Raw genomic sequence first — 14930 nt, 5'->3', positions numbered from 1 at the left:
GTTACTCAGACGACCAGGTTGACCAGCCGGCCTGGGACGACGATCACCTTGCGCGGATTGGCGCCCGCCAGGAAGGCCCGGACCTTCTCGTCCGACAACGCCGCGGCTTTCAGCGTGTCTTGGTCGGCGTCGGCGGCAACCACCACGCGCCCCCGAACCTTGCCGTTGACCTGGACTGGGTATTCGACACTGTCGTCTACCAGGTAGGCCGGGTCGGCTTGCGGGAACGGGCCATGTGCCAGCGACGTGGTGTGGCCCAGCCGCAACCACAGTTCCTCGGCCATATGCGGGGCCAGCGGCGCCAGCATCAGTACCAGCGGCTCGACCGCCGCGCGCGGCACCGCATCGCGGTGCTCCTTGGTCAAGTGGTTCGTGTACTCGATCAGCTTGGCAGCCGCGGTGTTATTCCGTAGTGCCGCATAGTCTTCCGACACTCCTGCGATGGTGCGATGCAGCACTCGCAGTGTATCGGTGTCAAGCTCTTGCTGACCGGCCACATCGACCACCCGTGTGGCGCCGGTCTGCTCGTCCACCACCAGCCGCCACACACGCTGCAGGAAGCGGTGCGCCCCGACGACGTCCTTGGTAGCCCACGGGCGGGAGGCTTCCAAGGGGCCCATCGACATCTCGTACACCCGCAAGGTGTCGGCGCCGTACTCGTCGCAGATCTCGTCGGGTGATATCGAATTCTTCAGGCTCTTACCAATTTTGCCGAATTCCTGAAAGACCTCGATTTCGCCGCCGGGAGCCGGATAGAAGAAGCGGCCACCGCGTTCGACCACCTCGTCGGCCGGGACATACGACCCGCGCGAGTCGGTGTAGGCGAAGGCTTGGATGTAGCCTTGGTTGACCAGGCGACGGTAGGGCTCCTTGGAGCTGACGTGTCCGAGGTCGTACAAGACCTTGTGCCAGAACCGTGCGTACAGCAGGTGCAGCACCGCGTGTTCGGCGCCTCCGACGTAGAGGTCGACACCGCCTGGGTCCTGGGGCCCGTGCTCCTCGGGCCGCGGGCCCATCCAATAAGCTTCGTTCTCCTTGGCGCAAAACCGCTCCGAGTTGTACGGATCGGTGTAGCGCAGTTCGTACCAGGAGCTGCCGGCCCACTGCGGCATCACGTTGGTGTCGCGGGTGTAGGGCTTGAGACCGTCGCCGAGGTCCAGTTCGACATGCACCCACTCGGTGGCCTTGGCCAGTGGTGGTGACGGCTCGCTGTCGGCGTCGTCGGGGTCGAACAGCACCGGCGAGTAGTCCGGCACGTCGGGCAGCTCCACCGGCAGCGCGGCCTCGTCGAGGGCGTGGGCACGCCCGTCAGTGTCGTAGACGATCGGGAACGGCTCACCCCAGTACCGCTGCCGGGCGAAAAGCCAATCCCGCAGCTTGAATTCGATTCGGGCCCAGCCGCGGCCATCCGCCTGCAGGCGAGCGGTGATCGCTTCCTTCGCCGTCGCCACGTCCATCCCGTCGAGGTAGCCGGAATTGACCAGCACACCGTCGCCCGGGTAGGCGGCTTCCGAAACATCGCCCCCGGCAATGACTTCCACGATGGGAAGCCCGAACTGGTGGGCGAAGTCCCAGTCGCGCTGATCGTGGCCGGGAACCGCCATGATTGCGCCCGTCCCATATCCGGCCAACACGTAGTCAGCGATGAAAATCGGCACCGGCTCGCCGTTGGCCGGGTTGGTCGCGTAGCTCCCCACGAAGACGCCGGTTTTCTCCTTGCTCTCCTGCCGCTCGAGATCCGACTTCACCGCGATCGCCTGCCGGTAGCCGGCGACGGCCTCCCCCGGCGTCGCGGCCCCGTAGGTCCACCGCGGGTCGGTCCCCTCCGGCCAGCTGCCGGCAACCAGTCCGTCGACCAGGTCGTGCTCGGGAGCTAGCACCAGGTAGGTGGCGCCGAACATCGTGTCGGGCCGGGTGGTGAAGACTTCGATGTCGACCGTCTCGCCGCTGGTGTTGCGCGCCGCGAACAGCGCCCGGGTCCCGGTGGAGCGCCCAATCCAATTGCGCTGCATAGTCTTGACCGGGTCCGGCCAGTCCAGCAGTTCCAGGTCGTCGAGCAGCCGGTCGGCATAGGCGGTGATCCGCATCATCCACTGCCGCAATCGTTTCCGAAACACCGGGAAGTTGCCCCGGTCGCTGCGACCGTCGGCGGTAACCTCTTCATTGGCCAGCACCGTGCCCAGGCCTGGACACCAGTTGACCATCGAGTCGGCGCGGTAGACCAACCGATAGCCGTCGATCACGTCGGCCCGCTCCCCTGCCGACAACGCAGACCATTCGCGTCCGTCTTCGAGCCGCCTTGCGCCAGAGTCGAATTCCGCGACCAGCTCTGCGATCGGCCGGGCATGATTGGCGGCAGTGTCGAACCAGGCGTTGTAGATCTGCAGGAAGATCCACTGCGTCCACTTGTAGAACTCGACGTCGGTGGTCGAAAAGCTGCGTCGGCTGTCGTGGCCGAGACCCAGCCGGCCGAGTTGCCGGCGGAAGTTGACGACGTTGGCCTCGGTTCGGATGCGCGGGTGGGTGCCTGTCTGCACGGCGTACTGCTCGGCGGGCAGCCCGAAGGCGTCGAACCCCAACGCGTGCAAAACGTTATGGCCGGTCATTCGGAAGTAGCGGGCGTAGACATCGGTGGCGATGTAACCCAACGGGTGGCCGACGTGCAGCCCCTCCCCGGAGGGGTAGGGAAACATGTCCTGCACAAACAACTTGTCGGCGGGAATGGGGCTGCCATCCGGCGGGGCCAGGGACCCGACCGGGTTGGGCACGTTGAACGTGCCCAGCTTCGCCCAGTTCTCCTGCCACGTGCTCTCGATACGGCCCGCCAGCGCCGCGGTGTAACGAAACGTCGGCGCGTCGGCGTCCGTCTGAACGGCACCGGGGTTGCTGTCGGCGGCGGTGGTCGGGGATTCGGTCACCTGAACAGGGTATAAGGCAACCCCAACCCGCCCGCCGGGCCACAGGACGGTCTCGGTTCCGTTGCGCACCGATCAGAGGTTCATCCCAGGTCGATTTCGAGCCTATTCACGGGCTTTGACCTGTAGTTACAGTCGGCCTCTGACAGACCTGCTGGCAGTGCGCCATTGGAAGGACCGAGGCAGATGATTGAGATCGTCCCCGCCCGCAGTGCGCTCCTCGGGGGTATGGTCGCCGGACTGATCGCCGTGGCGGTTGCCACGGGCGCCAACGCGTCGGCTGACCCGGTACTTCCCCCGCCATCGCCCGGCCCCACCGTCCCTGCTCCGCAGAACGCCGCCGTCACACCCGGGCAGGTGCCCACCAACCGGTTCGTCGCGGCGCCGCCGGCGTCGAACCCCGTTGCCTCGCCGACGGCCCCGGGCGCACCCGTTGCGGCTGCCGCCGCCCCCACCGCGCCGGTGCCACCCGCCGCCTCCGGGACGATCCGCGAATATTTGCAGTCGAAGGGGGTCAAGCTCGAGGCGCAGAAACCCGAGGGGCTCAAGGCGCTCGACATCACCCTGCCGGTGCCGGCCCGCTGGACCCAGGTGCCCGACCCCAACGTGCCCGACGCGTTCGCGGTGATCGCCGACCGGCAAGGCAGCAGCATCTACAGCTCGAACGCCCAGGTGGTGGTGTACAAGCTGGTCGGCGACTTCGACCCCCGCGAGGCGATCAGCCATGGCTACGTCGACAGCCAGAAGCTCCTGGCCTGGCAGCCCACCAACGCCTCGATGGCCGACTTCGGCGGCTTCCCGTCGTCGATTGCGGAAGGCACATACCGCGACGGCGACATGACGCTGAACACCTCGCGGCGCCACATCATCGCCACCTCCGGCCACGACAAGTACCTGGTGTCACTCGCGGTGACCACCGATCGTGCGGTGGCCGTCGCCGACGCCCCCGCCACCGACGCCATCGTCAACGGCTTCCGGGTGACCGTTCCCGGTGCCCCGGTCCCCGCGCCGGTTCAGACCCCCGCAGCGTCGCCGGTCGGGCTGGCCCCAGCCCCCGTCGCGCAGGTGCCCCCGGTCGCACAAGTTCCCCCGGTCGGGCAAGTTCCCGCGACCGCTCCGGTCGGGCAAGTTCCGGCCCCCGCTCCGCTGGGGCAGCCGCCCGCCGCGGCTCCGCTGCGGCAGACCTCGGCGACGGCTCCGACCGGCCTGCCGGTACAGGCGCCCCTGCCCAGCCGCCAGCCCACGCCGAACCTGCTGAGTTTGGTTCCCGGCCTGCCCCCGCTGCCCAATTTCTCGTTTCTGCAGCACTAGGGCAGTGCCACGGCTCCGCTGGAGCCCACTGAGCGAACCGATGGCCGGACTCGTATTGTGAGGCCATGCTGATTGCGGGGGTGCTGTGCATGTGCGCGGCGGTGGCTTCGGCCGGGTTCGGAACGTGGTCGCTGGCGCGCGGCCAGAATGTCGATCCCACCGCGTTGGCGCTGCGGTCGGTGGCCCCGGCGCAACTGGCCGCGGCGATCATGCTGGCGGCCGGTGGGGTGGTGGCGCTGGCAGCCCCGCCGCACACCGCGCTGGTGGTGTTGATCGTTTGCGTCGCCGGTGCCTTCGGAACATTGGCCGCCGGGTCGTGGCAGAGCGCGCGCTTCGCGCTGCAGCGGGAAGCGGCGGCGCCGGCCTGCACCGGTACCTGCGCCGGCTGCACGCAGTCCTGCCACTGAGCTCGCGGGATGCGGCCCCGGGTGTGGGGGAGGGGCGTTAGTTGCGGCTGAGGTCGATCGGATGGGTCGCCAGCAACGACAGCGGCAGCGGCTGGCGTCGCAGCACCTGGCCCCACAGGTCGGACCGTGCACCCACGAGAACGTCAGATGGCAACGCGGACAAGACAATCCAGTCGTCGCGTTCGATCTCGCCTTCCAGCTGACCGATCGTCCAGCCGGAGTAGCCTGCGAAGATTCGCACCCCCTCCACTACGGGCGCGATCGTGTCGGGGTCGGCGTCCAGGTCGACCATCACCACTCGCCCGGCCACGTGCCGCAGGCCGGCCACACCCTGTGGGTCGGCGCCAACCCGCAGTGTCGCCAAGCAGAGGGCCGCGTCACGCTTCACGGGGCCGCCGATGAACATCGTCTTGGGCTTGGCCGCCAATTTGGTCCACTGCGGCAGCACGTTGTACACCGCCGTTTCGCTGGCGCGGTTGAGCACGACCCCCAAGGTGCCGCCGTCGTTGTGCTCGACGATGTAGATGACGCTGCGCCGGAACGTCGGCTCGAAAAGATCGGTGTTGGCAAGCAGCAACGTACCCGCGCGCACCCGCTGCGCGGCCGGCGCGACATAGTCTTCTGGATCCTCGGGCGGCACCACTCCATCATCGCATCCAGCACTTGCCGTCCGGGGGAATCAAGCGCGGGACGTAAATATTTGTACTGTTGGTAGGTCGGCTCGGGTCGTGACGAGCTTGCTAGCCCCCATCGTGGAAGTCGGTTCTGTGATCCAATCCCGGATGCACTCAAGCGCACCCGTCGAAATCTGGCGGTCGGTGCGCGCTTTGCCGGACTTCTGGCGGCTGCTGCAGGTGCGCATGGCGAGTCAGTTCGGCGACGGGCTGTTCCAGGCGGGTCTGGCCGGGGCGTTGTTGTTCAATCCGGACCGTGCGGCCGATCCGATGGACATCGCGCGGGCGTTCACCGTGCTGTTCCTGCCTTACTCGCTGTTGGGTCCGTTCGCCGGCGCGCTGATGGACCGCTGGGACCGGCGGCTGGTGATCGTCGGCGCCAACGTCGGCCGCCTCATTTTGATCGCCGCGATCGGCACAATCCTGGCGGTCAGGGCCGGCGACCTGCCGCTGCTGTTGGGCGCGCTGTTCGCCAACGGCTTGGCCCGATTCGTCGCCTCAGGGCTGTCGGCGTCCTTGCCGCACGTCGTGCCGCGCGAACAAGTCGTGACGATGAACGCCGTCGCCAACGCGGCGGGAGCCATCGCCGCGTTCATCGGCGCCAACTTCATGCTCGTGCCCAGGTTCGTGTTCGGCGCCGGGGACAAAGGTGCCTCGGCGATCATCTTTCTCACCGGCGTACCCGTTGCCACCGCCTTGTTGCTGACCTTGCGGTTCGGCTCCCGCGCGCTGGGCCCAGACGACACCAAGAGGGCAATCCACGGACCGGTTTTCTACGCCGTGACCACTGGCTGGCTGCACGGCGCGCGCACGGTGGTGCAACGCCCCACGGTTGCCGCCACCCTGTCCGGCTTGGCCGCCCATCGCATGGTGATCGGCATCAACTCGCTCCTGGTCTTGCTGCTGGTCCACCACATGAGAGACCCGCAGGCTGGGGGATTGGGTGCTGCGCTGCTGTTTTTCGGAACCGCCGGGCTCGGGGCGTTCCTGGCCAACGTGCTGACGCCGCCGGCGGTCCGGCGCTGGGGGCGCTACGCGACGGTGAACGGCGCGCTTGCGGCGTCGGCGGTCATCGAAGTTGCGGGCGCAGGGTTGCTGGTGCCGGTGATGGCGATATGCGGCTTCTTTCTCGGCGTGACCGGGCAGACGGTCAAACTGTGCGCGGATTCCGCGATGCAGATGGACGTCGACGACGCCCTGCGCGGCCACGTGTTCGCGGTGCAGGACGCGCTGTTCTGGGTCGCGTTCATCGCGTCCATTACGGTGGCCGCGGCGCTGATTCCCGCCGACGGGCACGCGCCGGCATTCGCCTTGTTCGGCTCGGGCCTCTACCTGGCCGGACTGGCCCTGCACAGTTTCCTGGGTCGGCGCGGCGACCAGGCGAATAATCGTTTTCCGGCGGTGGCGGCCGACGAGCGGAGGAAATGATGGCAGGTCCCGAATCGATCGTTGCTGACCTTCGCGCCGAGAGCGACGACCTGGATGCCCTCGTCGCGCCGCTGCCGGCCGACCGCTGGGCCGACCCGACGGCCGCGCCGGGGTGGTCGATCGCCCATCAGGTCGGCCACCTGTTGTGGACCGACCGGGTCGCGCTGACCTCGGTCACCGACGAGGCCGGGTTCGCCGACGCGCTCAAGGCCGCGGCGGCCGACCCGACGGGCTTCGTCGACGCGGGCGCCGAGGAATTGGCCGCCCTGCCGCCGGCCGAACTGCTCGCCGACTGGCGGGCGACCCGTGGGCGACTGCATGAGGAGCTGTTGTTGGTACCCGTCGGTCGCAAACTTCCCTGGTTCGGGCCGCCGATGAGCGCGGCCTCGATGGCTACCGCGCGGCTGATGGAGACGTGGGCTCACGGGCTGGACGTTGCCGACGCGCTCGGTATCAAACGGGCCGCCACCGATCGGCTGCGGTCGATCGCTCACCTGGGAGTGCGCACCCGCGACTACGCCTTCTCCGTCAACAACCTGCCCGCCCCGGCCGAGCCCTTCCTGGTCGAGCTGCGCGGCCCCGGTGGCGACACCTGGACCTGGGGACCGGTGGACGCGACGCAGCGGGTCACCGGTTCTGCCGAAGACTTCTGCTTTCTGGTCACGCAGCGGCGCCCGCTCAGCGCCCTCGACATCACCGCGGATGGGCCCGACGCGCAGCGTTGGCTGGAGATCGCGCAAGCGTTCGCGGGCCCGCCCGGCGTCGGTCGATGAGCGCGCGTGCGCGCGAAGAGATCCGGCGCCCCTCCGACCACGCGTCGGTCGATGAGCGCGCGTGCGCGCGAAGAGATCCGGCGCCCCTCCGACCACGCGTCGGTCGATGAGCGCGCGTGCGCGCGAAGAGATCCGGCGCCCCTCCGACCACGCGTCGGTCGATGAGCGCGCGTGCGCGCGATTAGTGAAGCGGGCCGCCGTAACTCGCCCGGTTCTCGGCCTCGGCCTCTTCGCGTAGCGCCGAGATCGCGAGATTCAGCCGGTCGGCCAGCTCCCCGTGCGCATATCCGGTCATCACGCCGGGGTGCAGAGTCAGCTTGAGCAGCCGGCCGTCAGAATTGGCCACCGCGTAGATATCACCGAGATCGACGCTGTAGGTGACGGCCTCAGCTTGGGCTACCAGGGCTTCCCACTTGTCGGCCGCCTCACTCAATTCGCGAAGAACTGACTCGACGAGGTCCTTGTCGCTGAGATTCGCGCGACCGCCCGAATCCGACACGATCACAGTATGTCGACCCCTCCAACCAGCGTCAATTCAAACTCACAGGTTGCGGAAGCACGTCGCGGTGACCCTATGCGCCCGGTTCGGCGGCGAGTTTCTGATACCAGGCGAGGTGATAGTTCGCCGAAACCGGGTCTCCGCTTGCGATGCCTTCGGTTGCGGCCATCAACAGACACTTGAGCAGCAGGGCCGGGTTCACGGACGGGTATTGGACCAAGAGTTGGTAGCGGGCCGTGTCAAGGTGCACCCGCAGCACGTCGACCTCCTGGTCGATGATGACGGCTTCCGCCGCGGCGGCGTCCGCCAGCCGTTGCACGATGCGGGGGAGTCCGTCGAACCGGCGCGTGGTCTGGCTCAGCACCTTGCCCAAGTCCTCGATGGCGGGCAGTTCCCGCGCTTCCACTGACGATTTCGTCGTGCTGAAGTCCGCCGAGCGGCGCAGCGAATCACCCGGGGCGTAGGTCACCAATCGCGCGGCGTCGCCGATCAGCGCCGCGACCCTGCCGGTGCGACGCTCGGGTTCCAACAGCCGCACACCCGCCGGAAGGTTGATGCCCGCCGGTATCCAGCCGTGGGCCAAATCGGTCACCAACACGGTGGTGCCGTCAGGCATGTCGCCGACCGCCCAATTCAGCCGCGGCTCCTGGCGGACCACGAACTCGAGGAGACGATTCAACCGTTCGGCGTTGAAAGCCGTTGCGGTGACGCTCTTTTCGCGGGGTGGGCTGGCGGGCTCAGGTTCATCCCGCGCGGCATCGGGCTCGGCGGCGACAGCGTGATGACGACCGCTGTCCGCCGTCTCGTCGACCGGCTCGGCCTCGGCGACCACGGGGATGATTTGGGTTTCCTCGATCGAATCCGACGGTGCGGCGTCGGCGAGCACCGGCTCGAGGGTCGGCTGCGCCGCTTCCGGCGTGGTCTCACCTACGTCGACGTGGTGGCGGCCGCTGCCCCCGGGCTCCCAATCGGCTGCCGGAGTGATGTCGACCGGCGGCTCGATGACCGGCTCGACCTGGCTCAACGCCGGGATGCCCTGCGTCTGTTCCGTCGAACCGAGCGCCGCTTGGTCCTCACCGAAATGGCGGCGGTCCGGCTCGTCCGGGAGGGGTTGGGGATCCCAGTCCGCCGCAGGCGCGCGCCCGACCGGCTGGTCGACGACCGGTGCGAATTCGGTGATCGCGGGGATGACCTGCGTCTCCTCATTCGCGGTCACGGCGGCGTCGGTGCCGGGAGCCCACTTCGGCTCAGCCTGCTCCTGCGCCTCCACCCGCTGGCGACCGTCGGGGACCGACTGGTGCCGATCGAGTTCCACGTTCTCGGCCGGCGCTTCGATGACGTGCTCCAATGCCGTCACGGTCGGGATGACTTGGGTCTGCTCCATGTCCGGCGTTTCTGGGACACTGGTGACCTCCGCAGCCACCTCGGGGTGTGGCACGACGGGCGCCGGCTTGTCGACCCGCCAGCGCGGCTTACGCGCCGTCCTGGTGGGGGCTTCGGAAGGTCTGGCGCGGCTGGCCGCAGGAATGATTCGGGTCTGCTCCATGTTCGGTGCGGGCGGTTCGGCTAGCTGCCGGCGCGGATATCCGGCGGGCACGCCGCGTTCCGCGGCGCGCAGCTGGCGCATCGTCGACTCGACTCGCCGCACGGCCCGGCCGCGCGCCTCATCGATGACGCGGGCTTCTTCCGCCTGGCGAGGCAAGTCAGCCAAGCCGGCACGCTTGATCATCCTCAGCTGCTCGTTCGCGCCGTCGGCGATCCGCTGCAGGTCGGCTTTGAGATACTCTGCAAGCGCGGCGTTTTCGGCGGAAACCGTCGAAAGCTCGGCAGGCCAAAGCCCACCGATCACCCATGGGGTGCAATCGATGGGAGAGCTGAAAGCCGGCATCGCCAGTGATTCCCGGGTAGCTCTCCGGAGGCGCTGACGCGCCGTCATCCGACCGAAGATCGCCACCGGTTAAGCGTACCGGTATCTGATGAATGGCTTATTCGGTGAGTGAATTGTGCAGGTGTGACGGCCTAGGTAGCGTGGGGCCATGGCTGAATCTGCGCTGCAGCAGCAACTCGACGAAGTGCGTGCCTTGCTCGCCCGCGCGCGAGAGTTGTTCGGCCCCAACCCCGTAGAGCCGCCCACCGATATCGCTCCAGATCCCGAGGCGGCCAAGACGTGGCTGCTGTAGGCGCTCTGGGCCTACTAGATCGCCCTGCTGCGGCGCCGCAGTTTGTGTGCCAGTAGCTTCTCGATCGCCACGTCGAGGTCGCGGGGCGTCGGAACCTCAGCCGAGGGGGTGTGTCCGGCCGCCACGATCTCGTCGCGAATCTCCAGCAATGCCTTGAGGCACGAGACGTCGGCGGTCAGCAGAATGCCTCGGGCCAGCGTCTCGGCGTCGGTCTCCATCGCCTCTTCGCTCAGCGCAACGCTGTGCATGTAGCCGCCGCGGCAGGAGCGGACGAGGATGTGTCCACTCGGATGAACGGTGTCGAATGCGGGGTTCGCCTCCGTCATCGACCGCGGTCAGCGATGCCGCCGAAGTTCCGGGCCGCATCCTGCTCGTGCTGTTCCCACATCGTCGCCGATGCTGTCAGTTTGTCCGCCAGGTCGGCGTGGTCCGCGGCCTGCTGCTCGTAACACTGGCGCCTGAGCTCGAGCAGTTCCCGTCCGGCGTCGCGAAGTTCACCGAAGATCGGCCCGAGCGAATCCAGGCTCTCCTGAATCGCCTCATGCGACGAAGGGACGGTCCGCAGGTAGTCGGAAGTCTCCTGGTGGCGCGCAGCGGCTTGACGCAAGTGTGCGGGTACCACATGGATCGAATCTGCCATCCGCTGCCTCCTGTTCACGGCCGCCGGCCAGACCGGCGAGATCATTATTGTCAGGTGGTCGACGCGCTCGCCGGCCGCGTGGGTGTCGGTGTATCGGGTCTCGTCGGCGAGGTCACGGCTGCGGCCGGCGCCGGCGGATGCTCCCAGCCTAGAAAGCTTGGCCCGGTCACGGCGGCGATGTCCTGAATTTGGCCATCGACAAGGGCCTTACCGGGACCGAGGGCAAGCGCGTGGCGGTCGACGAAGATTCCGATGTCCGCCGGGCTGACGTGCGCCGGCTCGATCGGGCTGGTGACCGCGGAGCCCGGAGGCGGAATCGTTATTCCCTGTTGTTGGAACGCATCCGGTATGGCCGCTCCGCCGACCGCGGCTTTAATCGCCGCCGCAAATTGCGGGTTGGCGGCCGTCACCGTCTCGCCGTCGGGCAGGGTCACCGTGGTGGGGCCGGCTGGCGTCGCTTCGTCCTCGACCGCCGCCGCATCCTGACCGCTGTCCGCGTTTTGGTCGCCCCGATCATCCGACGAAGGCTCAATCTTCGAATCCGGGTGCGCGGAAGGGTCTAACGGGCCTTCGTCATCGAGCCCTCGCAGCCCCGGATCGGTTCGATCCTCACCGCCGAGTCCGGGAAGTGGCAGGCCGGCCGGTGTCGCGCCGAAACTCGGCAGCCCTGGCGCCAGGCTGGGCATCGTCGGCAGCATGGGAGCCATGGGCGCCGCCGGAGCGGTCTGGGCCTCCGGCGCACCCGGGCCCGATAGGTCATCGGTCGCCAGATCCGGGTCGTCGGAGAACAACGAGTCCAGCAACGGATCCCAGTCCGAGTCCTCTGTCGGCGCTGCGGTTTCCGCGTCGGTGCCAACCGCATGGGCCGATGCGCGTTCGTCGGGACTCTTGGATGCGTCGTAGAGCGATGTCCATGCAGCCATGAGTGCTGACTTCGACGTGTCGTCGAGTCGCGCGTTGAGAACCACCGCGCGAATGTCTCGGAGTTTGCCGATCAGGAAGCGCTGGAAGTCGCGGGCTCCGGCGGGGGTGTCGAGGTCCGATCGCGTTCGGACCGCGGCTTCGGTGTCTTGTTGCAACCTGGACAGCGCCTGGCTGCCTTCGACGGCATTGAGGTGAGCGTTCAGGATGGCCGTGATCACTTGCATGTCCAGTTGAGAGCTCGCCGAATTCTGGTGGGCGAGGGCGGCTTCCGCGTGCGCGATGGCCTCCGCTGCCTCACCCCGTTCTCGATCCGGTGGCACCGCGAGTTGTTGGCGAATCTTGCCAGCGATCGCCTGGAGTTGTTCGGGGCGTGTCGTCGGCGTGATCACTGCAGCCAGCTCACTGGGTGACAGGCCCGTCTGCCATGCGTCCGGGTCACCGGTGCGGTCTCGGACATCTCTCACCGCGGCAAGAAGCTCCTCGTGCGCCGTCATCAGCTAGGCGACCGCCGTCGCGCCCGCGCCAGACCCGTTCGGGATGGGTTGCGACCTCTCCATGCTCGACGACCGTACCCAGGCGTTTCACCGTCGACAATTCACGGTGCCGCGGGGCTGTGGACGACATTGCGACCGCGCTCCGCTAGCCGCTCTCAGCGGTGTACTGGTCCCGAAGCGCTTCCAGCACAGCTCTTTTCGCTCGGCTGAGTTCGCGCGCGTCCTCGACGACGGAAGTGATCTCGCGCTGTTTGGCCAGCAGGAAGCGTTGGAACTCGCGCGCGCCCATGGGCGTATCGACGGCAAGGTGCGCCTGATGCACCGTCGCGTGGTCGAGCTGCTCGGCGATAACATCCAGTCGCCGGGCGCCCTCGCGCATCGCGGCATGCGCGCTGGAGAGCACCTCCGCCAACACCCGGTCGGCTTCGGCTACGGTTCCGTGCTGGCCGGCGAGCACCGACTGCCGCGCCTGTATCGCGGCTACCGAAGGTCCGCCTTGTTCCGTCATCGGCTCACCCCCTTCGTCATAGCGGTCGGCGAATAGCGACGTTGGGCCCCAGCCGGCTGATCCGCACCACGGCACCCGAGTAGGGCGCTTCGACTACCAGATTGTTGCCGATGGCCAGCTGGACGTGCCCGGCGTGCGGGAAGACGAGATCGCCAGGCCTGACCTGCGAGCGGGGCACCGGTATCCCATCGTTGATTTGTTGATATGTGGTGCGGTCCAAGTGAATTCCGGCCTGTGCGTAGCTCCATTGGACTAGCCCCGAGCAATCGAACTGATCGGGACCCGTTGCGCCCCACACATAAGGGCGGCCCAGGCGCGACAGTGCGGCGCGCACCGCGATCGCGGCGCGCCCGGGCAGAGCCACGCCGGCGGTGCGGCGGCGCCACAGTTGGTAACGCAACCCCCGCAGTTTGGCGACGTGTCGGCGGGCGCGAAGCCGAGCCGACACGACGTGGGCGTGCTGCGCCCGCAGTCGCGCCGCGCGGCGGCGCATCGCTTCGCGCTGGGCCATGGGGGTTGCCGGAACGACGGCGGGCTCGGCGCGGGCTTCGTCGAGGACGTTTCGGGTCAGTTCGCGGGCCTGGGCCCGGTCCCGGTCGGCCCCGATGATGACGCCCGTCATTGCGGCGTCCGTCGCCGCGGCGGCCGCGAGCCGCTGCCGGCCGCGCTCCGCGGCCAGTCGGTAGCCGCCGTGGGCCAATACCGCGTTCGGTCCGGCAGCGTCCAGAAACAGGTTGCGGTAGTGCGCGGTGCCCGCATCGAGCGGCGGCCGCCGCGTGCCCCCGGCGAACATGTCATGAGCCCGGCTCAGCAACTCGATTTCGCTTTGGTTCACGACGCCCCCTCGCCGCGTTCGCGCGACTCGACGGCGTCGACGAATGCGCGTATCCGGGGGAGCGCCCCCGGCGGGATGACCCCACGGTTGCGGATGTCCCACATCTCGTCGACGTCGACACCGACCAGCGTGGCGATGATGGCCTCCGGCAAAGTCGACTGCGCGCACGCCCGGTCGAATTGGGCACTGAGGCTGGTCGGCATCCGTTTCAGCAAGGCGGTCCGCGTCGCCTCAAGGGCTTGGAGGTGCTCCATCAGCCGGCCCGTGGAGTCCGCGCCGGCGTTCACCGCGACCCGCCAGGAGCCGGCGGCCAGCATCTCTGCCTTCACGCACTGAGCGATCACAGACAGAATATACGTCTCATATTCGTTTGATGTTGTCGCAGGCAGTCGATCGATGACCGATTTGAGGGCTTCGAGCTGAGCTTCGGCATATCCTTCCAGCACTTCCGTGTCGCTGTGCCGGTCCACGACCACCGGTCCACTGCGCCTGGCGGGGAGGGGAGAGGGTGGCTGGGCGGCCATCAGCCGGGCCAGTTCCGCGTCAGGATCGGCCGCCACAAGCAGTCGGGAATAAGTGCCCGGCGGCAGGCCGAGGCCGTTCTCAACCTTTTGAACTGTGCTTTTGTGCGGCTTGCGGGCGCCGCGCTCCAGGAAGCTCAGCCCCATGATGCTGACACCGGTCGCGGCGGCAAGGTCAGCGAGTGACCAGTCTCGTGATTCTCGCAGGGCGCGGATAGCCGCGCCGGCCGATTCACGGCTCACCGCACGCTCCGGCCATAGGCCGGATATTACACAGCGGGTACCGTATCGCTATGTATATACGTTCTTGTCACGTTTCTCTTGCGGAGTGGCCCGGTTTGTGTATACGCTTTTGCCTACGTTTCGCCGCTCGACCAAGGAGACCGACATGGGACACCCCTGCGCTGCCAACCCGGAACTGTGGTTCGGCTATCCCGACGATGATGGTGGCGACGGCGCGGCGAAGGCCCGCGCGTACGAGCGGTCGGCCGTCGAGGCGCGCATCCAGTGCCTGCGCCGATGCCCGTTGGCGCAGCAGCGACGGTGCGCCCAACACGCCATCGCGCACCGCGAGGAGTACGGAGTCTGGGCGGGGGTCAAGCTCCCCGGGGGCCAGTACCGCAAGCGCGAACAGTTGGCCCAGGCCCACGACGTCCTGCGGCGCATCGCGTCCGGAGAGATCAACTCCCGCCAGCTGCCGGAAAATGCGGCCCTGCTCGCCAATCACGAGCACGAGGCGGTCGCGGTGACCGCGGTGGTGCTGCACCTGCCACTCGCAGAGGTTGGGCCGCGCTCGGCCGCGTGAAGCTCCGTCCTGCTCA

At 67.9% G+C, this 14930-nt stretch carries 16 protein-coding genes; 6 read left to right on the top strand and 10 right to left on the bottom strand.

The genetic code is table 11. From position 1 onward, the window contains the following. Positions 1-5 precede the first annotated feature (5 nt). A complete protein-coding gene (leuS, locus tag ACEL92_RS00260; RefSeq protein ID WP_374023690.1) occupies positions 6-2918 on the bottom strand; it encodes a leucine--tRNA ligase in 2913 nt (970 codons plus the stop codon). A gap of 183 nt (positions 2919-3101) precedes the next feature. On the opposite strand from leuS, the gene ACEL92_RS00255 reads away from it, so the two are divergent. Beyond that, positions 3102-4226, top strand: coding sequence for an LpqN/LpqT family lipoprotein (locus ACEL92_RS00255; protein ID WP_374023689.1), 1125 nt, complete (start codon positions 3102-3104; stop codon positions 4224-4226). A 65-nt stretch (positions 4227-4291) separates the two neighbouring features. After that, positions 4292-4633: a hypothetical protein gene (locus ACEL92_RS00250; RefSeq protein ID WP_374023688.1), complete on the top strand. Its 342-nt coding sequence runs from the start codon at positions 4292-4294 to the stop codon at positions 4631-4633. A 37-nt stretch (positions 4634-4670) separates the two neighbouring features. Here the strand turns inward: ACEL92_RS00250 and ACEL92_RS00245 are convergent, their stop codons facing one another. Continuing rightward, on the bottom strand, positions 4671-5276 hold the full coding sequence (locus tag ACEL92_RS00245) for a YqgE/AlgH family protein (protein ID WP_374023687.1): 606 nt from the start codon (positions 5274-5276) through the stop codon (positions 4671-4673). 139 nt (positions 5277-5415) lie between these two features. Between ACEL92_RS00245 and ACEL92_RS00240 the strand changes: the two genes are divergently transcribed. Both ACEL92_RS00240 and ACEL92_RS00235 read left to right on the top strand, forming a co-directional pair. Further along, on the top strand, positions 5416-6735 hold the full coding sequence (locus ACEL92_RS00240) for an MFS transporter (protein ID WP_374023686.1): 1320 nt from the start codon (positions 5416-5418) through the stop codon (positions 6733-6735). Next, entirely contained in the window at positions 6735-7508 is a 774-nt protein-coding gene (locus ACEL92_RS00235; protein ID WP_374023685.1) for a TIGR03084 family metal-binding protein, read from the top strand. The genes ACEL92_RS00240 and ACEL92_RS00235 overlap by 1 nt, the downstream gene beginning before the upstream one ends. A 181-nt stretch (positions 7509-7689) precedes the next feature. Here ACEL92_RS00235 and ACEL92_RS00230 read toward each other — a convergent pair whose 3' ends face one another. Both ACEL92_RS00230 and ACEL92_RS00225 read right to left on the bottom strand, forming a co-directional pair. Then, positions 7690-8010, bottom strand: coding sequence for a DUF2710 family protein (locus ACEL92_RS00230; RefSeq protein ID WP_374026412.1), 321 nt, complete (start codon positions 8008-8010; stop codon positions 7690-7692). Positions 8011-8080: 70 nt separating this feature from the next. Continuing rightward, entirely contained in the window at positions 8081-9961 is a 1881-nt protein-coding gene (locus ACEL92_RS00225; protein WP_374023684.1) for a DUF5631 domain-containing protein, read from the bottom strand. A gap of 82 nt (positions 9962-10043) precedes the next feature. On the opposite strand from ACEL92_RS00225, the gene ACEL92_RS00220 reads away from it, so the two are divergent. Next, positions 10044-10187, top strand: coding sequence for a hypothetical protein (locus ACEL92_RS00220; RefSeq protein WP_167374087.1), 144 nt, complete (start codon positions 10044-10046; stop codon positions 10185-10187). A 14-nt stretch (positions 10188-10201) separates the two neighbouring features. On the opposite strand, the gene ACEL92_RS00215 is transcribed toward ACEL92_RS00220, so the two are convergent. The 6 genes from ACEL92_RS00215 to ACEL92_RS00190 form a co-directional block, all read right to left on the bottom strand. Further along, entirely contained in the window at positions 10202-10513 is a 312-nt protein-coding gene (locus ACEL92_RS00215; RefSeq protein WP_374023683.1) for a DUF2694 family protein, read from the bottom strand. Next, positions 10510-10827 (bottom strand): ESX-1 secretion-associated protein, encoded by a 318-nt coding sequence (locus ACEL92_RS00210; RefSeq protein ID WP_374023682.1) that lies wholly within the window; start codon positions 10825-10827, stop codon positions 10510-10512. The genes ACEL92_RS00215 and ACEL92_RS00210 overlap by 4 nt, the downstream gene beginning before the upstream one ends. A 50-nt stretch (positions 10828-10877) precedes the next feature. Next, positions 10878-12245: a DUF4226 domain-containing protein gene (locus ACEL92_RS00205; RefSeq protein WP_374023681.1), complete on the bottom strand. Its 1368-nt coding sequence runs from the start codon at positions 12243-12245 to the stop codon at positions 10878-10880. 145 nt (positions 12246-12390) lie between these two features. Continuing rightward, positions 12391-12753 carry a DUF4226 domain-containing protein gene (locus ACEL92_RS00200; protein ID WP_374023680.1) on the bottom strand — a complete coding sequence of 121 codons (363 nt, stop codon included), beginning with the start codon at positions 12751-12753 and terminating at the stop codon, positions 12391-12393. A gap of 16 nt (positions 12754-12769) precedes the next feature. Beyond that, on the bottom strand, positions 12770-13588 hold the full coding sequence (locus tag ACEL92_RS00195) for a C40 family peptidase (RefSeq protein ID WP_374023679.1): 819 nt from the start codon (positions 13586-13588) through the stop codon (positions 12770-12772). Further along, entirely contained in the window at positions 13585-14352 is a 768-nt protein-coding gene (locus ACEL92_RS00190; protein ID WP_374023678.1) for a helix-turn-helix domain-containing protein, read from the bottom strand. The genes ACEL92_RS00195 and ACEL92_RS00190 overlap by 4 nt, the downstream gene beginning before the upstream one ends. Before the next feature lie 145 nt (positions 14353-14497). On the opposite strand from ACEL92_RS00190, the gene ACEL92_RS00185 reads away from it, so the two are divergent. Beyond that, on the top strand, positions 14498-14914 hold the full coding sequence (locus tag ACEL92_RS00185; protein ID WP_374023677.1) for a WhiB family transcriptional regulator: 417 nt from the start codon (positions 14498-14500) through the stop codon (positions 14912-14914). The last annotated feature ends 16 nt before the right edge of the window (positions 14915-14930 follow it).

Source organism: Mycobacterium hainanense (assembly GCF_041890355.1).
Lineage (GTDB): Bacteria > Actinomycetota > Actinomycetes > Mycobacteriales > Mycobacteriaceae > Mycobacterium > Mycobacterium hainanense.
Note: the sequence above shows the minus strand (reverse complement) of the source record. Positions and strands in the feature narration are given on the sequence as shown.